Source organism: Paraburkholderia sp. D15, assembly GCF_029910215.1.
Lineage (GTDB): Bacteria > Pseudomonadota > Gammaproteobacteria > Burkholderiales > Burkholderiaceae > Paraburkholderia.
In genome coordinates this window covers 1,326,699-1,342,558 of record NZ_CP110396.1, presented here as the reverse complement: position 1 = coordinate 1,342,558, position 15,860 = coordinate 1,326,699, and the positions used below count along the sequence as shown (strand labels likewise).

The following is a 15,860-nucleotide window of genomic DNA, read 5'->3' as shown; positions in this document are numbered from 1 at the left end:
CCTTGTTGCAGGGGCTTGTTCGTTATGCCGGTAATCGGAAATATTTTAATGCTGCCTTGTCTTCAATAAGTTCTTTGAAATCGGGAAAGGTGTCGTCGTATGAAATACTAACCACTGAGTCGTCAATCTTGACCCAGAGGGTTGATAGATTGTCCGCAGTGTAGACAAGAGCAACTTTCGAATTCGTGTCTACCAAGTTTGCTGTATATCCATCTTCGATGGCTTCAATATTAGTTGTGAATTTGCGAATGTTTAATACTTTTGCTAAGTCGCTAAGAGCGGAATTGATTTTGTTGAGGTCTGCCATGATAGTTCTCCTTTGTTGTTATCATGCTTATATGATAACAAGTAAGAATTTTTATTCAATACAACAGGGGTGGCATTCAGATAAGTGGTTGTATTAGTGGATAGACGGTAGAAATGAAAATGAGCCGTTGCGGCCCCGGGGTGTGTTTGCGACTAGCAAAACTCTAAGAAGAAGGTTGTTGTGCTCATATTTTGGTCGCTCCTCGTGTCGTGCCTTCCTTCGTGGGCAGTAGGGCTTCATAGTGCATGCGCCGTTGCTCTGCTCGATACTCCTCAAGAGTGCTGATTGCCTCAATACATAGTTCTGGGTAGCCCTTGAGGCCCGCTGGCTTGCTCATGCGAAAGACGATCTCTGTGCCATGGAAAATCTTGACGGTGTTGGTTGTTTGAGCCAGATTCTCAATCGTGTTTTCAAGTCTCCGGTCGGCTCTCCCGTTGCTCGTGATCGCAATTTGAAGGTCTAGCTCCTTCATGAGGCTCCTGAAGTGCGCCCAGTCTCGCGTCTTGCATACCTCGAATAATTCGTCTCGATACGACTGGCGGATTCGGTAAGGTAGCTTCGTAAGGGAGGCATTAGTCAGCCCCTCGTGGTGAATGATCATCATATTTTGGGTCTTCGGGTTGTCTGTGTATTGCGGTGGAGAGTGGATTGGAGGTAAGCATGAGTCTTGAGGGCTTCGTAATCCTTCAAAGCGTCAGCCATGACATGGAGGTCTATCAGATTGTTTTCTGACAGAATTCCGGCGGCGATTACCGTTCCGTCGCTCTCCATGATTTCCAGCTTCAGTTCCAGCTTTTTGCTCTCGCGCCAATAATCGGCTTTGCGATAGAGAAAGAGGTTTTGCTCCCCCCGAATGCGTTTAATAATGTCTACCGTGGTAGCAAAGGAAGAGGGAACGGCTAAAACCCTGGAGGGGTTGTCTTCCGTCTCCAGTGCCATAGCTTCTGAAATCTCATTGTCAGTCATCAATTCGAGCAAGTAGATTTGAGTCATTTCTTTTGTTGATAATACGATCTGTTTTTTAAGCGATAGTTTTGCGTTGTACATGATTGTTATATAAGAAAAAGTTTAATTGTCAATAGTTGTGAGTTACTTCTTTTCGGTTTGTTCGAATTTAAAGTGTTCGTTCGAGCCCAGATCAATCGTTGAGTTGTAGCCCTGAATTACGGCGTTAGGAATATTTTTAATCTCGCAAATAGCACGAATCTTTAAAAAAATGCGAGTGGTAAGAAGAGGGACGAAGAAAAAGCCGGTGTCTTCATCTGTGGCGATAAGTAATTCGTGGTCAAACGTGGTGTAGTTGTGAGTAGCTGTTGTCACGGTAACTCTCCTTTTCTTTCTGTTGTTGTAGTTTAACTATAACCGATGTTTTATTTCATTCAATTCGATATGGGCTTGTATCAGACGAATGGTATTGAATGAAGATAGACGGTTCAACGAATATGGGACAATGATGATTAGAGAATTTAAAGATTTGCTGGAACCAGGAACGCTGTTAAATGCCGTTGCTTTATCGCACCTTCAGTCGTTGGAAAACTGTTGGAGTGGGTTGGCAGTAAAAATGCAGCAGGCAAATGATGTTTTACCTCCGAGATGTTACTTTGATGCAACCGTCAAAAATGTTAGTAGCAAACCGTCGGATAAAAACCCAAACTATTTTTTACAAACCGAAATCAAGCTCTCCGCTATCACGCATTTAGTAGGCATTTGCTACATGCAACTCGTGACTGGAACTGGCGGATTCGATGAGGAAGTTGCAATCCAGGCAATCGAGGAGCTTCGTAAGCTCGCTCCTCCGAATGTCAGTCACGATTTCGAAACCAAGTTAGTGGAATTACCGCTTCGTTGGGAGGAGGGGGAGTTCCTAGTTTCACTACGGGGTTATGTTGATCATTTTGCACAGGCGATCATTTCCGTTCACGAGCACAAAATGTTCAAACATGAGTTTGGGGTATGACAATGAAAATGATAAGAAGCTGGAGAGGGGCGGTGCTGGTATTGCCGAAGAGGCTCGGGAAACCGTTCTGGACATTCTAAAGTCGATCTATCGAAAGCAACGCAAGCGCTTGTGAGAGAAGTCCCCAGACGCTAGGGGGCTTTTTTCATCAAAGTATCAGTTCTTGGTTGTAGCTATTGACGACCAATGTTTCATAAACTAACTCGAAGATTGCTTGGTGTGCGGCTCCTCCTGACATTCTTATAACTTTAGCGGTGAATTTTTCAATATCAATGTTGTGATTTTCTAGGTCTGCAATGATATGGTTTGGGTTGTATTTTGCTTGATACATGAGGATGCTCCTTTTTTAGTTGTTATGGTTAGCCCGTTAAGAATGGGTGGGCCGTTACCCCGATTGTATTATCTTTGTGCGTCTTTCCATTCATTGTAGGTAGTATGAAATTGAACGGGTTTATAATCATCCATCGCTATCCAGTGTTCATAGTCTCGATATGGAGAGTTTGGTTCGTTTGCTCCGCTCGTGTCGCAAATAATGATAACTCGATCACCGAACCATTCTGAAACCCTTCCCCATTGATTTCCGCAGGCTTCCCAGAAAATGAATCCGAAAACCAATTTTTGATGAAACTGATAAAACTTGTGTATTTCGCGGGTCCAGCTTCCGTCTTCTTGTTTTTCATAGCCCTCTGGATCGTATTGCTTGCCCCAATTGGAAAAGTCCTCTTGTCGGGTCTTGCTCAACCATTTTTTTCGATTTTTCTTTTCCCACTGCGCAACTGTTGCGTCAACCTCATCTTGTGATTTGAGAATCACCAAACTTGCCTGCTCTTTCTTATCCAGATTGACGATATTAAAGTATGTGCTCATGACTTTCTTCTTTTTTATTGTTGTCATGTAACTATCTTATTCGATAGAATTTTTTATTCAATAATAAAAGGTAGTCATTCAGATAAAAGGTCGAAAGTAAGGATAAGCAGGGCTAGGTTCGATAGAAGAATGTTGTTCGTTGACCGTATGGTGTTGCCCTGCGGCTAGCAGAAATCTCCCGAGAAGGGAGGATTGTGCCTGTGCGGTGGGTAGCTCGATAGGAAGAGGTGGAAGCTATTCGAGCATGGATATAACTTGCTCTTTCGTCATGGGGTGGCTCAGTCCCTCTTCGTTGATATGGACGAAGCCTGAGCCGTGGGAAGTGTTCCTGTGTTCATACAGTCCTGCTCTGACGATATTGAAGACAATGCGGCTGCCGAAAACGATTGGTGGTATCTGGTCGCGCCCAAAGGTCCATTTTTCATCGAGCTTCGTGATACGGGCAACCCAAGCCTTCTGGTCGGTCAGGGGAGCTTCAATGGTGGCGATAGGGCTACTCATACAGCCCCCTGCGACACCTACCTGTCTCATTCTCGGTGAAAGTCTCATTGAGGAAGGAGTAGCAGGGCTTGTTCAGGTGGGTGAGATCTAGCTGGTGGCGTTCGCCTCGGGGAAGTTTGATAGATCTGACTTGCTGCCGTTTGAGATTGATATGAGCCTCAACGCGGTCCAGGGTCCAGCCATTTACTTCAGCCATATGTTCCCGGACGTCTTCCCCATAGCCAGACTTATCAGCCAGTCCGACATGCTTAATTTTGTGGCATAGAGGGCAAAGTGCCTGCATGCCGATAAGCTTCTGGATCTTGCCTTCGTGAAGCCAGATTTCGTGGCATTCGAGGTCATGCTTGAATCGCTGCTCTGTTCCCTTCTTCCCGCATACCTCGCATTTATCGCCTGCCAGTTCAGTGTGGAGCTTTCGTATCTTCCCCCACTGTGAAGGGGTTAGTCTTGAGCGGACATTGATGCCGTGCATGGAAAAAGGAACCATGTCTACTTCGATTCGTGGCCTAGGTTTTCTCAGGGCATAGATTGAAACTCCCGCTAGTAATGTTAAAATTATTAGTTCAATCATCAATTCTCCAGTTTTACCTTTTGTTTTGGTATTTGTATTAGGACCCCAATAGCTTCGTCAATATTTGATTCTTTAAAACCATAATCGTCGTCTGTAAGATAGATGGTCTTGGTATAAAATCCAAACGGTATCAATAAGCTAAACGCATTATTTCCATGTTTGCGAAGTGTGAAGCCTTGTGAATCTTTGCTTAGAGCAAATCCGAATACATCTTTTCGACCTTCCATGACATACATATTTAGGGAATCGTGAAGCTTCCACCCAGCTTGTTCGATCACATCAGGTCGAAATACGATTCTTGAGGTTTTCATATACTTCGTTGCAGATGGGATGATTCTGATTGGGCAACTTGAGGAGGGCCCTCGTGTAGGTGCAATTCGAGTGAACCCCATTGCGGTAAACATCTTAGGGTCATTAAATTGTTTGATATCAATGCTCATTTTTTCTCCTTTTTTTAGTATGTAATTGAGACTGCGTTTCCTTCCTGCTTCACTACTGCGCCTTTGAGTTCACTCGCTTGCTGCACTTGGCAGTTTCTAATGTATGCAAGTTCAGATTTCATTTGCTCAAGCTTGTCAGAAGAGCAATCGTAATGAATCGTTGCTGTCACCTGAAGATCAGCAGTTGCTATCTTTGCTTGTGTTGTTGTGGTAAATATCAGTGAAGCTAAAATTATTGTTAAGAATTTCATTGTTAGTCCTTTATTTGTTTTCTTAATTTAATCATAGCGGGAAATTACTTTTATTCAATACTGAAGGGCATTCATTCAGACAAATGGTAGGTTTCAGAGATAAGAGGTAAGCCCCATAGAGAGGCTCACATCTTAGATAGATTGTTTGGTGAATTTGCAGACGCGAGGAGTGGGCTTCAATGCTGGAGGATGGCTGGCTTTGAATGCATGCTCGGCTCTGTGCGAATCGAGATCTGGAGGAAAACAGTCAGAAGCCTTCTTTCCAGGCTGTAGCATTTGAGCAATCGCAGTGGTGAAGTTCGCTTGTATGGTGTCGTGTATGAAGGCTTGGGTCTGGACCTTTTCCATTTCGAGTGCCGTGTGTCTGGCTATGGATTGATCGGCTCTCAGTAACTTGGGAAGGTGGTAGAGAACGTGCAGGGCGGTATCTTTGTTGATAGCTGCGATAGCCACGTCTCGATCAGCCTGAAGGGTCTCTGGTAGGTGCGAATAGTCGTAGTGATTCTGTGTCAGTTCTCGAATCGCGTATTCTTTATCTGTTAATTTTCCGGCCATGGTCGCTCTCCTTTTAGTTATGCTAATTAAACTACCGGAAGAAAGGAATTTGGCAAGTTTTCAGATTTCCCCGTTGGGAATGCTCACCTTGCCGGTGGGGCATACATGGTTGGGCATAAGCGAAAGGGAGAGATATGCCTGACGGCAATGACTTCGTAGAAGGTGCATGGAACAGTCTGCTGTTGCCCTGCGGCTAGCAGAACCCTCCTGAAAGGAGAGCTTGGGCATGGGTAGCTGGATAAGAATGGGAAAAGCCCCTGCATGAGGGCCGTGTGGTTACAGCTTCAGTTCGCGTGCAATCGTAGTGTAGTTTGTAGGGTGGATATGGTCCGCACCAATTAGGGAATCGACATTGAGGGTCTTGTCTCCGTGGGCGGCCGCCACTTTCGCGACGGTCTGATGCTTGGCAATTTCATAGCTCGTGGGTAAGATCCAGACTACATTCGCTGACTTCACGCGGTTTCGAATAGCTTCCAGGTTTCGAGCGGTAGGTAAGCTACTGCCTCGGTCGTTCACCCCAAGACTTATGACGGTGGTGTCGGTGGCTGGAATCACTGAGAAGCGTGTGAGAGCGTCCCTGGTGTTTAGTCCTACCTTGGCGTTCGCTTGGCAAGCTGGGGCCTGGGTTGAGATACCGTATGCAATGCTGTCGCCCATAATGAAGCATGAAGCATGAGCTTGGGTGGCAAGTAGAATGGTAAGTGTGATAAGTGTTAGTTTATTCATATTTTAGTTTTCCTTGTTGTTGTGTATCTTGTTATCCTCGTTATATATCTTGTAGGTCTTCGTCTATCAGATAGACTTTATGGCCGGCACTCGGAATCAATGTCTTCCTGCACCAGATTTCGAGCTTCTTGAGGTTGTGTGTTTCGGTCTTGTCCGTGATCCGGTCATTTGTCTGTATGTCCAAGGTATCCACATAGAAGACACCTTTGCGGCTCTTCGTATGCACCGCTACAAGCAACTCGTCGTTGTGTAGCTCGTGGCTATGGGCAAGCTTGGGGCTGCGGTAGTGGTCAGTGAGAATCTTGCGGCTCATTGTTTGCCTCGCTGGATTTCGCAACGGCGCACCTCGGGCATGAGATTGATATCGCCATATGGGTTTATATGCAGTAGGCAGGCTTCAACCTGTGTCGCGCGTTCAATGCCGGCACTCAGGCGAGCGAACTTCTGTGTGTCGCCCCTCGGGGTGCTAGCTCTCACCTTCATCATGGCGTTCGCAGTAATCTGGTAGTCGCTCACGAGGCTCTGAAGAGCTTCCTGATTGTCGCGTCCGATATGGAATCGTTGGATACTCGTAAAGAGACACCAGGCGGTCAGCATGAGAACGGCAACCTTTCCAATCTCAGTGATATGCGACACCGTCTTAGGCTTTGGCAGCGGGGAGGAGAAGAGGTCGATATCAAGCTCATGCTTCATGGGAACCTCTTACTTCTTCAGGAAAGCGGCTGTTTCGGATAGTCTCAAGATAAATTTGCTCAGCTTCCTTATGTCTTCGAGTCTCAGTTGACTTAAGGTGAGCCAACAATTCAAAGATTGTGCGGGATTGTTCATTGTTGTTCATTTCTTATCCTCTGTTGTTGTATTACAAATATACAAAGGATAGGAATATATTCAATAGTAAAAGACTGGTCTTTAGATAAATGGTTGAGATTGACGATAAACGGGCAAACTTATTTGCTCGTTTTCTGCTCTGCTGCTTTCAACACTGCTCGTATCGCGTCGCGTTCTTTCTTCAACCCTGGATTGAGACCGTTATTCTCAGCCTCCAAAAGAACATCCTGGTAGAGGTCAGGTTGCTGGTCTTCTCTTTGCCAGAAGTGAATCGAGATATAGCGTGAGGAGTGAATAAGGCTCGCTGGCTCGGGTTCTGTGCGGCCATTCCAGTTGAGAGCGACCTCTCTGAGAACAGGTTTATCTGGCAAGCGATCAAAGATTTTTACAGTGCGAATCTGGCTCATGATTGTTCACCTTGAGTCTTCTTGTCTCCGACGTGTGCAGTAGTATTGAAATAACCGTGGCTAAACATGAGCGTTATCTCTCGGTCAAACCAGGAGTCATGCTTTTTTGGAGCATCAAATACCTGTTCTATTAAAATGCTCAACTTGTGAGGGTCTAGCATTTCGGGAGCGTAATCCATGGAATTTGCTCTTGATCTAGTTTTTATATGTATTCTGGTTTTCATGTTTTTGTCCTTTTTTGTCTTGTTGGTTTGTAGCCATGTTAGGGGCTTTAGCCTGGACGTGCCAGGCTTGGTTTTTAATAAAACATCTTTCAGTCGATTTCGTCATGCTCGTGTAGCTTTGCAACTTTGAGCCAAAGTCGATCAAGGTTTTGCTCTTGCCTTACTAGATATTGACCAAATTTGAAATTTCCTGGAATTCCAGCTTCGCTTGCTTTGCTCAGGCATTTTTGCTTCCATTCATCCTGCCAAGCCTGTATAGCTGCTATTCTAAAACTGACCAATTCAGAGTAATGTGCTTCGAACCCTTCCGTATCTTCGATATCCCAACATGGATCGTTTTTCCAGCTTTGTTTTAGGTCGTTGAGTTCCTGTTCGGTGCGTGTAACCAATACCTTTTCCATATTTTTCCTTTGTTGTTGTTATATTTCTATCATACGAAATACTTTTAGTTATTCAATAGTAAAGACTAGTCATTCAGATAAGTGGTTGATATGGACGACAGACGGAATCGCTGAAAAAGGCGATTTCAGGTAGGATGGCTGGCTAGGCTTGACCCCGTGGAACTGCCCCGTAGAGTGGAAGGGTTCTCTTTGCCCCCGAAGGGCAAGGCAGTGTTCGAAGCGGGGTTTATAGAAGTGCTATGCAGATAACGACACTAGACAAGATATGAGAAATCTAACGCGGATTGGTGTGTTCTACGATGGAAGCTATTTTTCCATGGTGAGCAATTATTATATGTATCACCACGAGAGGAAAGCTCGTCTATCAATCAGTGGGCTTCACAAGTTTGTGAGAAGCATGATTGCTAAAGAAGAAGAGCTTGACGAAAGATATGTACAGGTTGTCGACTCACATTACTTCAGAGGTAGGTTCTCCGCGCAGCAAGTCAGTGAGCGCGACATGCTTTTCAAAGAGCGGATTTGGGACGACACACTGATTAAAGAAGGGGTGATTACCCATTACCTCCCCATGGGTCCTGACGGGACCGAAAAAGGCGTGGATGTGTCACTCGCGCTTGAGTGCTTCGAGGTGGCGCAACTAAAAAGTCTCGATCTCGTGTGCCTCGTGGCCGGCGACAGTGACTACGTTCCACTGGTCAGAAAGCTCAATACCCTTGGTGTCCGGGTCATGGTTCTCGGGTGGTCATTTACCTACCATGCGGAAAGTGGGGAAGAGCGTGGAACGCGTGCGTCTCAGTTGCTCATGAGTGAGGTCACTTACCCCTTTGACATGACAGCAACGATCGACGGCTTAGAGGCTTTACCTGCTCAAGAGCAAGCGGCATTCGAGGATCTGTTCGTGAGGCGCCGTGGCGTTCAAAGGCATGCGCCTGGGGTTGAAATCGAGCCGGTAGAGCCTCATGTGGGGTCGGCTGACTTGGAACCCGTGGAAGACAAAGACGGCTGGCAAGACGGCGTTATCGTAACTCTCAGTGACGGCTATGGCTTCCTTCGTCCCAATTCGGGAGGAGAGAACCTGTTTTTTCACCATACCGCGCTCGAATCAGGTGAGTTTGCTGACCTCTTCAAAGGCCAGGAAGTCAATTTTCAGGTCGGTGTAGGCTCTCGCGGGACCGATGTTGCACTACATGTCAAAACATACTATTGAAGGAAAATGACACATGAGAATGAACAGAAACGATGTAGCTTGGTATAAGTCGCAGGTTGTTGTTACGGTAGCTCGTCAGATTGAAGTGCCTGACTATGAGTTTTATATGCCGGACGAATTGCTTACTAAAATTCAAGATAGAAATAAAGAAGTATTCTTGAAGCTTGAGACTTTCTTCGAAGTCTACGATAAGTGGTGGGCTTATCAGGAAGAGAATGAAGCTGAGATTGAAGCGGGTGGTCTTCGTGACGAAAAATTGACGGCAAACATTGCATTGATTCAGAAGCGTGATACGACTCGTCAAGAATTGGTCGATGCAGTAAAGAAGAAGTAACTTTGTCAATACTTACTATTGACTTTATCTGATTTATATGTATACTTTTATTGTTCTGGTGAATAAGAACAGCTTAAAAGTAGTGTACTTTCCTTTTAGATAGTTGTATTTTGTTGTTCCTCTCTGGTGTTGTCTGTTTGTGCTTGTTGTAACCAGAAAAGAAAAAGGACCCGGTTTTTGCCGAGTCCTTTTTTCATTTACGGGGTTTCACATAGGGTCGCGGGGGTTGTCCCTGAACCATGTCCGCGATTCCACTTCTCGATTTCCGGGCTAATCAGTCACCCGGATAGCGTTGCTCGGTCGGGTCAACAATAGGCACTTCGATTTGGTCATCGGGATCTGCTCTATTCCCGATAATCAACTTCGGGAAGCCATATTTCATTTCCACTGTCCCGAGTCCTGCGTTCTCAATCTCATTCAGTGCGTCGCGATCAAGTTCATACTCGTTATCGCCGTCGCATTGATAGACCATAAGCCCCAAATTTTCCCCTAACTGGCGCTTAAGATCGTCTACGGTGTCTTCACTTCCCTTGCCCTCGGTCGAGAGAGCATGGCTGGCCTGGATTTCTTCGATCTGTTCTTCGAAGTTTTGAATGTCTACGCTATCCATGGCTTTTCCTTCAACATCTAATCGGTCATTGAAATACTAAGATTTGCTTTGTGCTGGACCCTCCAGCAAATTTTGTTTGCTCCTGTTTGACATGCGGGTTAGTTCATCAGAACTCTTCGCTTGCATTTCTTCTCGCAAGTGGTCGATTTCGGCTTTGAGTTGGGCAATGTCACGCTCGTAACTCGCTGCCATTTCACGAAAAGCTTCCTCCCTTCCTTGCTGTCGTGCCTTTTCTAGCGGGTCGGTTGACTCCGCTGCTTTCCTGCTGGCTTCCTCAGCCTTATGTGCAGCCTCCTTCGTGCGTCGGCTCGTGAATCGAGCGATCAAACCCTGAAGCTGCTCCCAAAGCCAATTAAACAGGCGGTGCAGGCGTTTCAGGATAACGGGCAGGAAATACTTGAACGCCTCCTCAATAATTCGTTCTTTCAGGGGTTTGGCCGGCATGCTGGTCTCGCAGGGGTGGTTTCCGGTGCGTGCCTTCTGCTTGCACGGCTGAGAGCAATCCTACCCGAAATTCGAGCCGTCGAAAATTGGCTTTCACAGTGGTATCGTTGGCGACTGGCCCAAGACTCGGGAGAAGCCGTGCAAGAAATAAACGTACCGCAACCTGACCTTAATGACCCGTCCAAGCTGTCGGACAAGCAGGTGCTAGAGCGTATCGAGTCGCTGACGGCTGGACTTATGAAGTTCTGGAAGGAGGTTAAGGGCTGGGCCCCAGACGAAGCGGCGGCTCTTCTCAAGGGCTCAATGCTGGAGTGGCAAACCTCGCTCGCGGTTTCGCTAAAGCGTTGGCCTGAGTGCAAGACTGAGGGCGATCTTGTTTTGGCGTGGACTAACCTCGGAAGTCTGGCAGAAGGCGCATTGAAGCTCGTGCTGTGTGCCTACCTGAAAGACTATTTCGCCAGCAGTAAGAAATCGGTGGAGTCCAAGGGCCTGAAAAAAGGTAAGACTGAGGCCGAGATTGAAGAACTAAAGAAGAAGATAAATTCTCCAGACGGACTTATGTTGGAACCCTTGAAAGTGTTCTTTGCTGAGCATATCTGGAGCAAAGAGTCCGAACATCATAAGTTTATTGAAGAGATTCAGTTTCGTCGTAATGCTATCCATGCATTTCAGAAGAAAGATATTGGAACCTTTGAAGATTTCAAAAAAGCTATTCGTCGTCACCTCCTCTTGCTACGAAGAGTAAATGATATGTTACCGTATCCTGACGATATCTATAAACCCGTTGAGAAAGGTTGGTTTGAGAGGAAAGTCACGGTCACGATTGCTATGCCAGGTGAAAACGGAGCACCAAAAAAACCCGTCATGACAAGAACTGTAACTATTCGTCGCGCAGGTAACTTTAAGCAAGAGATTCATACACAAGAAACCAAAGAATAACTATCAACATATAAATATAAACTGAGAGGAAGAGGAGCCATGTTTGACGTATTCACTGACGAGATTGAGTTGCTGATCAAAGACGGCCTCGCGAACCTCTATTGGTATAAGGGAGACCTTCATAAAACCTGGCTGAGTTCGAAGGTGGAAGTTCGGCTTGTGACGGAAATCAAGAATTTGCGGTCGCCTGAAGGCTCCCCGCTCACCAAGCGCGATCAAATGGATGCACTCTATGAGCGTATTCGCACGATTGACTACAACAGACGGCTGGAGATTTCCCGGAATTTCGTTAGGGTGCTGATCGAGCGCGAGAGCTTTGTTCCTCAGGACAGGGGACACCAGATCCAGAAGGCCCAACTTGCCGCGTTGCGTTTGCGAGAGTTGCTGGGCAAGCAGTCCAAGGAGCAGGAAGTCAAGCAAGCTCGTGTTATTCCTCGGGTTCAGTCCTATGACGAAAAGCGTCAGAAGCTTCATGAACGCTTTCTCGATAGCCACAATTTGACCCCCCAACAAAAAGGCTATGCGCTAGAAAAGTTGTTTGCGGATCTGATGGAGGCAAGCGGGATTCCGGTCGAGCGTCCGTTCAACAATCTGGGAGAGCAGATTGATGGTGCTATCAAGTATGAAGGCCGCTACTACCTCATCGAGTTGAAGTGGACGGCCGACAAGGCCGACCCTGTACAGCTTCGCAATTTCTATGTAAAGCTCTTGGGGAAACCTGACGGAAGGGGCATTTTCCTCTCTATGTCAGGGTTCACGAGCGGTGCTGTTCAGACCCTGCCTCATGGGAAAGAAATCAATATGGTGTTGCTTGATGGTGTGCATCTTTCGAATGTGCTTTTCGGTCACTATACGTTCAAGCAACTGCTCGACCACGCGGTTAAAACGGTTTCGTTGAAGGGCGAAATTTATTGCTCGCATGCACTGGAGAAGTCATGAAGTTTTCGGAGAGAAACGGATTCGCCCAGATTCATGCGGCGCCTATTACTGCCAGGCTGGAGGCTTCAAAGGAGCTTCGCGGGGTGGTGGTGAATAGTGCGCTCGATAGCGGTTTCAAGCACGACAAGCTGCGTGAGTTGCTGTGTCGCATGCTCCAGAAGCGGCCAGATTCGAACAATTGGAGTCCTGGCAATGTCGAGTCAGAAGTCCGTGGCTTGCTGGACGATGCTCACTGGTATGAGGTCTATGACTTCATAGAACTACTCGGAAGTCTGCATGGCTTTCAACAGGAAAAATTCCGGCAAGATATCAACCGATATTTCCTGGTCAATGGTGTTGGCTGGTCGCTCGATCACAACGGGCAAGTGGTTTATCGGGGCGAGGAGGGCTTTGACCGCGTTGTAGCCGACGCACATGCCACCGAAAAAGCCCATGGACATATGACGGCTTCGCGTGAGCTTCATGAGGCGATTATGGATCTGTCGCGTCGTCCCGTTCCTGACACTACAGGCGCGGTGCAGCATGCCATGGCCTCATTGGAATGCGTGGCCCGTGAGATTACTGGCGAAACGAAGCTGACCTTAGGTGAGTGGGTTAAGGCTAATCGGGCAAGAATTGGCTCTCCACTCGATAAGGCGATAGAGAGCATGTGGGGCTTCACTTCAAACAGAGGCAGACACTTGAGCGAAGGTGGTGAGCCATCGGCGGAAGAAGCAGAATTGATTGTTGGCTTTGCTGCCGCTTTGGGAGCTTACTTGTCGAAGGTTGGAAAAAGCTAGCAAAGCTTTCTCATGGCTACAGAAGCATGAAGCGCTATAAAGCATCGTTGGCAGGAATGGTTAGCACCTTGCGGTTCAAGTTGCCCAAATAGACCAGGAAGGCGACTTGAACAAGTCCGAGCACTACAAAAAAACTCGCTTTTTCGCTCAGACCTCCCCAGATACAAGCAATGGCAAACAGGGCCATTACGATAGCGAGGGGAATGCCAGTTATCTTCGAGCGGAAAACCGTCCCGTCCGCTCGCGATACTCCGGCGACAATCTTTCTGCCCATATAAGAAACAACCCAGATTGAGATCGAGGCTGGAGTTTTGAGACCTTCCTGTAGAACTCCGTCCAGTGCGTCACTCACCGATAAATTTTTCAGACGGTCATTCCCGATTTCAATGTAGGTGTAGCGGGTGTAGCCAGATAGAACGCGACTTGTTCCCAGACGCTCAAGGCTTCCTGTGTATTTTTTCATGTTAGTCTGCTAGTTATAATTTGATCAGTATTACTGAACAGTTGTGACTACCCAGAGGCGATACTCGTGCATAGGGTCGTCAGCGAGATCGAGACCCATGGTTTCAACCAAGTGGTCAAACATGAAAGCTGCTTTCGAGGTTATGTTGTCCACAAAGAAGCCATGATTGGGAAACGATTTGAGCGGGGGAGTGGGGCCAGTTGTCCTGCGTGTCCCCGTATTTTTGACACTGGTTTTGGGCATGGTCGACCAGTAAAGAATATTGGGTGTGGTCGAGCCTGTTTGTCCCGGCGCAATATCCTGAGCACAAAATGGGACACCGTGGATTTCGCGCGATTTGGTCGGAGAACTCCATACGACAGCAGATACGGTCAAACAGTATCCTTGGGGCGGCGCATACCCGCCGTCAATTGCGTTCCATGTATATCTCGAAGTGTTTGCGTCAGGGGGCATCGAATCAATGGTGAGGGCTACACGCGGCCAGCCAGATTCGAGCGGGTGATTAGCGAAGACACCCCTGAGACCAGACGACGAAAAAGCGTCATTGGCTGGCGGTGCGGTAACTCGCGACTGAAGCGACATGACGGCATTGGTCATGCTCGAATTCAGGGTTGCGACTTGGTCCGCGCAACCGGTCAGCAGCACGGTTACGAGTAATAGCTTTTTCATCGATTGTCTTCTGTTGGCCTGAATCCCCGGCACGGCTAAGCCATGCCCCCCAGCGCATGTATGATCATGCTGGTGCGGATTGTCAGCCGCTGCAATCGTTCGTGATAGCTATAAAAACTTATAGGTTTTAGGGGGTAATCAAGCGAAGACTGATAGCCTTGGCGACGGCCTGCCGCCTGTTGGTAGCATTCAGCTTGTCACGGGCATTGGTGAGGTGAAACACAACCGTGACCTCCGCGATAGATAAAATCGAGCCGATTTCCCAAGCCGTTTTTCCGCGCGATGCCCACAGCAAACATTCTTTCTCGCGCTTCGTGAGCGGTCGAATGGCAAGAGGGGGAGCTTCACCAAAGCGACGCGCCGCTTCATTAACATAGAAGGCTGCAAGCTGGATTTGCCCCACGAATGCTGAGGCATGTAAGCGGTCCCGATAAGGGGCGGTGTCAGAGGCAACACTGAACAGTGACCATTCACCGTTCGCGCCGTGAATCGGGATCGTGATTCCATTGGCAAGCCCATGCTCACGCGCTTCGTCAAAGACAACATTGCGGCCCTTAGCCGACTTGTCCCAGAAAATCGGAAGCGTTCTTTCAGTCGCTTGCCGCACGACCGGGTCGTGGCGGATATGCTGAGCTTGCTGATAGCGAATGAGCCATGACTCGGGATAGGTCGTATAGATATTTCGTGCTGGCAAATGCTCAGGATCGACTTGCCCTTGGTCGTGAAAAAACTGTCTCGCGCCTCCGCTATCCACCAGTGGAGAAAAGAAGAGGCTTGGAAAGCCCATGCCTTTAGCGAGCCTGCTCACACCGTTATGCAGTTCTTCGTGCGAGTCTGAATTTAGCAAGTCTTCGAACAGATAGAGGTCGTGCTTCATTTTTTTGGTTCTTGGATTGCCTGACGGCGTTGTTCACGGCTTATAGTCCGGTCTCCTCGCCATTCGCAAGGCAACCGACTTTAGCATGTGACTTTGGCCGGCGTCACGCGGACAACGTCTTGCCTGCACGGAGCTAGTCCCAACAAAAGACAACCCCTTTTCCCGTTGGGAAGACTTCACCTAGCCGGTGAGGCAATGATGAATCCCTCACTTCTTCGAAGCCGGTGCCGTCAGGCTTGAACGATCAATCATGGGTTTGCCCTGCGGCTAGCAGAAATCTCACGAAGAGAGGGTTTTATATTCGATTTTCAAGTTATCCCTACTAGAAATGACAACTACCCAGGGAGACTTTTAGCCTTACTGAATAAGGCGAAGAGCCAATTTTTAACTCTCCCTACTAGAATTAAAAAAAAGATTGTACGAAGCATGAGATAAGACCAAGTTTCGCTGTTTCTCCAATTTTCTTTTGTGCTCGATTTCTACTAGGGAAGCCAGGGAGAAATCTTGTGAGCCTTACCTGTATTAACTCTATCTCTCCCCGGTATATATTTTTTTAAGTAGGGA

The 15,860-nt window shown here is 47.4% G+C and carries 28 protein-coding genes; 6 read left to right on the top strand and 22 right to left on the bottom strand.

Annotated features, from left to right (window positions below):
• Window positions 1-22 precede the first annotated feature (22 nt).
• The 4 genes from LFL96_RS25890 to LFL96_RS25875 form a co-directional block, all read right to left on the bottom strand.
• The gene (locus tag LFL96_RS25890; RefSeq protein WP_281003545.1) at window positions 23-307 is read right to left on the bottom strand and encodes a hypothetical protein; all 285 of its coding nucleotides are present in this window, start codon (window positions 305-307) and stop codon (window positions 23-25) included.
• Between the two features lie 184 nt (window positions 308-491).
• A complete protein-coding gene (locus LFL96_RS25885; RefSeq protein ID WP_281003544.1) occupies window positions 492-779 on the bottom strand; it encodes a hypothetical protein in 288 nt (95 codons plus the stop codon).
• A 128-nt stretch (window positions 780-907) separates the two neighbouring features.
• Entirely contained in the window at window positions 908-1,354 is a 447-nt protein-coding gene (locus LFL96_RS25880) for a hypothetical protein (RefSeq protein WP_281003543.1), read from the bottom strand.
• A 42-nt stretch (window positions 1,355-1,396) separates the two neighbouring features.
• Entirely contained in the window at window positions 1,397-1,627 is a 231-nt protein-coding gene (locus LFL96_RS25875) for a hypothetical protein (RefSeq protein ID WP_281003542.1), read from the bottom strand.
• Between the two features lie 130 nt (window positions 1,628-1,757).
• On the opposite strand from LFL96_RS25875, the gene LFL96_RS25870 reads away from it, so the two are divergent.
• The gene (locus LFL96_RS25870; protein ID WP_281003541.1) at window positions 1,758-2,264 is read left to right on the top strand and encodes a hypothetical protein; all 507 of its coding nucleotides are present in this window, start codon (window positions 1,758-1,760) and stop codon (window positions 2,262-2,264) included.
• 148 nt (window positions 2,265-2,412) lie between these two features.
• Here LFL96_RS25870 and LFL96_RS25865 read toward each other — a convergent pair whose 3' ends face one another.
• The 13 genes from LFL96_RS25865 to LFL96_RS25805 all read right to left on the bottom strand — a co-directional run bounded on the left by LFL96_RS25865 (window position 2,413) and on the right by LFL96_RS25805 (window position 8,035).
• On the bottom strand, window positions 2,413-2,595 hold the full coding sequence (locus LFL96_RS25865; protein ID WP_281003540.1) for a hypothetical protein: 183 nt from the start codon (window positions 2,593-2,595) through the stop codon (window positions 2,413-2,415).
• A 68-nt stretch (window positions 2,596-2,663) separates the two neighbouring features.
• A complete protein-coding gene (locus LFL96_RS25860; RefSeq protein ID WP_281003539.1) occupies window positions 2,664-3,131 on the bottom strand; it encodes a hypothetical protein in 468 nt (155 codons plus the stop codon).
• A 234-nt stretch (window positions 3,132-3,365) separates the two neighbouring features.
• Window positions 3,366-3,632, bottom strand: coding sequence for a hypothetical protein (locus tag LFL96_RS25855; RefSeq protein ID WP_281003538.1), 267 nt, complete (start codon window positions 3,630-3,632; stop codon window positions 3,366-3,368).
• Window positions 3,625-4,203, bottom strand: a complete 579-nt coding sequence (locus LFL96_RS25850; RefSeq protein WP_281003537.1) for a hypothetical protein — start codon at window positions 4,201-4,203, stop codon at window positions 3,625-3,627. Before LFL96_RS25850 ends, LFL96_RS25855 begins: the two co-directional genes overlap by 8 nt.
• Complete coding sequence (locus LFL96_RS25845; RefSeq protein ID WP_281003536.1) at window positions 4,203-4,643, bottom strand: hypothetical protein; 441 nt, start codon at window positions 4,641-4,643, stop codon at window positions 4,203-4,205. Before LFL96_RS25845 ends, LFL96_RS25850 begins: the two co-directional genes overlap by 1 nt.
• 14 nt (window positions 4,644-4,657) lie before the next feature.
• Window positions 4,658-4,894: a hypothetical protein gene (locus tag LFL96_RS25840; RefSeq protein ID WP_281003535.1), complete on the bottom strand. Its 237-nt coding sequence runs from the start codon at window positions 4,892-4,894 to the stop codon at window positions 4,658-4,660.
• Between the two features lie 132 nt (window positions 4,895-5,026).
• Complete coding sequence (locus tag LFL96_RS25835; protein ID WP_281003534.1) at window positions 5,027-5,449, bottom strand: DUF4116 domain-containing protein; 423 nt, start codon at window positions 5,447-5,449, stop codon at window positions 5,027-5,029.
• A 276-nt stretch (window positions 5,450-5,725) separates the two neighbouring features.
• Window positions 5,726-6,175, bottom strand: a complete 450-nt coding sequence (locus LFL96_RS25830) for a hypothetical protein (protein WP_281003533.1) — start codon at window positions 6,173-6,175, stop codon at window positions 5,726-5,728.
• A 40-nt stretch (window positions 6,176-6,215) separates the two neighbouring features.
• Window positions 6,216-6,488 (bottom strand): hypothetical protein, encoded by a 273-nt coding sequence (locus LFL96_RS25825; RefSeq protein ID WP_281003532.1) that lies wholly within the window; start codon window positions 6,486-6,488, stop codon window positions 6,216-6,218.
• On the bottom strand, window positions 6,485-6,868 hold the full coding sequence (locus tag LFL96_RS25820) for a hypothetical protein (RefSeq protein ID WP_281003531.1): 384 nt from the start codon (window positions 6,866-6,868) through the stop codon (window positions 6,485-6,487). Before LFL96_RS25820 ends, LFL96_RS25825 begins: the two co-directional genes overlap by 4 nt.
• A gap of 254 nt (window positions 6,869-7,122) precedes the next feature.
• The gene (locus tag LFL96_RS25815) at window positions 7,123-7,410 is read right to left on the bottom strand and encodes a hypothetical protein (RefSeq protein ID WP_281003530.1); all 288 of its coding nucleotides are present in this window, start codon (window positions 7,408-7,410) and stop codon (window positions 7,123-7,125) included.
• Complete coding sequence (locus LFL96_RS25810) at window positions 7,407-7,634, bottom strand: hypothetical protein (RefSeq protein ID WP_281003529.1); 228 nt, start codon at window positions 7,632-7,634, stop codon at window positions 7,407-7,409. Before LFL96_RS25810 ends, LFL96_RS25815 begins: the two co-directional genes overlap by 4 nt.
• 89 nt (window positions 7,635-7,723) lie before the next feature.
• Window positions 7,724-8,035 (bottom strand): hypothetical protein, encoded by a 312-nt coding sequence (locus tag LFL96_RS25805; protein ID WP_281003528.1) that lies wholly within the window; start codon window positions 8,033-8,035, stop codon window positions 7,724-7,726.
• Window positions 8,036-8,300: 265 nt separating this feature from the next.
• On the opposite strand from LFL96_RS25805, the gene LFL96_RS25800 reads away from it, so the two are divergent.
• Window positions 8,301-9,242 (top strand): NYN domain-containing protein, encoded by a 942-nt coding sequence (locus LFL96_RS25800; RefSeq protein ID WP_281003527.1) that lies wholly within the window; start codon window positions 8,301-8,303, stop codon window positions 9,240-9,242.
• Window positions 9,243-9,255: 13 nt separating this feature from the next.
• Window positions 9,256-9,576, top strand: coding sequence for a hypothetical protein (locus LFL96_RS25795; RefSeq protein WP_281003526.1), 321 nt, complete (start codon window positions 9,256-9,258; stop codon window positions 9,574-9,576).
• 274 nt (window positions 9,577-9,850) lie between these two features.
• Here the strand turns inward: LFL96_RS25795 and LFL96_RS25790 are convergent, their stop codons facing one another.
• Window positions 9,851-10,186, bottom strand: a complete 336-nt coding sequence (locus LFL96_RS25790; RefSeq protein ID WP_281003525.1) for a hypothetical protein — start codon at window positions 10,184-10,186, stop codon at window positions 9,851-9,853.
• A 36-nt stretch (window positions 10,187-10,222) separates the two neighbouring features.
• Window positions 10,223-10,630 carry a hypothetical protein gene (locus LFL96_RS25785; RefSeq protein ID WP_281003524.1) on the bottom strand — a complete coding sequence of 136 codons (408 nt, stop codon included), beginning with the start codon at window positions 10,628-10,630 and terminating at the stop codon, window positions 10,223-10,225.
• A gap of 138 nt (window positions 10,631-10,768) precedes the next feature.
• Between LFL96_RS25785 and LFL96_RS25780 the strand changes: the two genes are divergently transcribed.
• The 3 genes from LFL96_RS25780 to LFL96_RS25770 are packed head-to-tail and all read left to right on the top strand — an operon-like array spanning window position 10,769 to window position 13,287.
• On the top strand, window positions 10,769-11,569 hold the full coding sequence (locus tag LFL96_RS25780) for a hypothetical protein (RefSeq protein ID WP_281003523.1): 801 nt from the start codon (window positions 10,769-10,771) through the stop codon (window positions 11,567-11,569).
• Window positions 11,570-11,608: 39 nt separating this feature from the next.
• Window positions 11,609-12,508 carry a restriction endonuclease gene (locus tag LFL96_RS25775; protein WP_281003522.1) on the top strand — a complete coding sequence of 300 codons (900 nt, stop codon included), beginning with the start codon at window positions 11,609-11,611 and terminating at the stop codon, window positions 12,506-12,508.
• Window positions 12,505-13,287: a hypothetical protein gene (locus LFL96_RS25770; protein ID WP_281003521.1), complete on the top strand. Its 783-nt coding sequence runs from the start codon at window positions 12,505-12,507 to the stop codon at window positions 13,285-13,287. Before LFL96_RS25775 ends, LFL96_RS25770 begins: the two co-directional genes overlap by 4 nt.
• 34 nt (window positions 13,288-13,321) lie before the next feature.
• Here the strand turns inward: LFL96_RS25770 and LFL96_RS25765 are convergent, their stop codons facing one another.
• The 3 genes from LFL96_RS25765 to LFL96_RS25755 form a co-directional block, all read right to left on the bottom strand.
• Window positions 13,322-13,750 carry a hypothetical protein gene (locus tag LFL96_RS25765; RefSeq protein WP_281003520.1) on the bottom strand — a complete coding sequence of 143 codons (429 nt, stop codon included), beginning with the start codon at window positions 13,748-13,750 and terminating at the stop codon, window positions 13,322-13,324.
• A 30-nt stretch (window positions 13,751-13,780) separates the two neighbouring features.
• Window positions 13,781-14,419, bottom strand: coding sequence for a hypothetical protein (locus LFL96_RS25760; protein ID WP_281003519.1), 639 nt, complete (start codon window positions 14,417-14,419; stop codon window positions 13,781-13,783).
• 127 nt (window positions 14,420-14,546) lie between these two features.
• Window positions 14,547-15,296, bottom strand: a complete 750-nt coding sequence (locus tag LFL96_RS25755; protein ID WP_281003518.1) for a LuxR family transcriptional regulator — start codon at window positions 15,294-15,296, stop codon at window positions 14,547-14,549.
• Window positions 15,297-15,860: the final 564 nt, after the last annotated feature.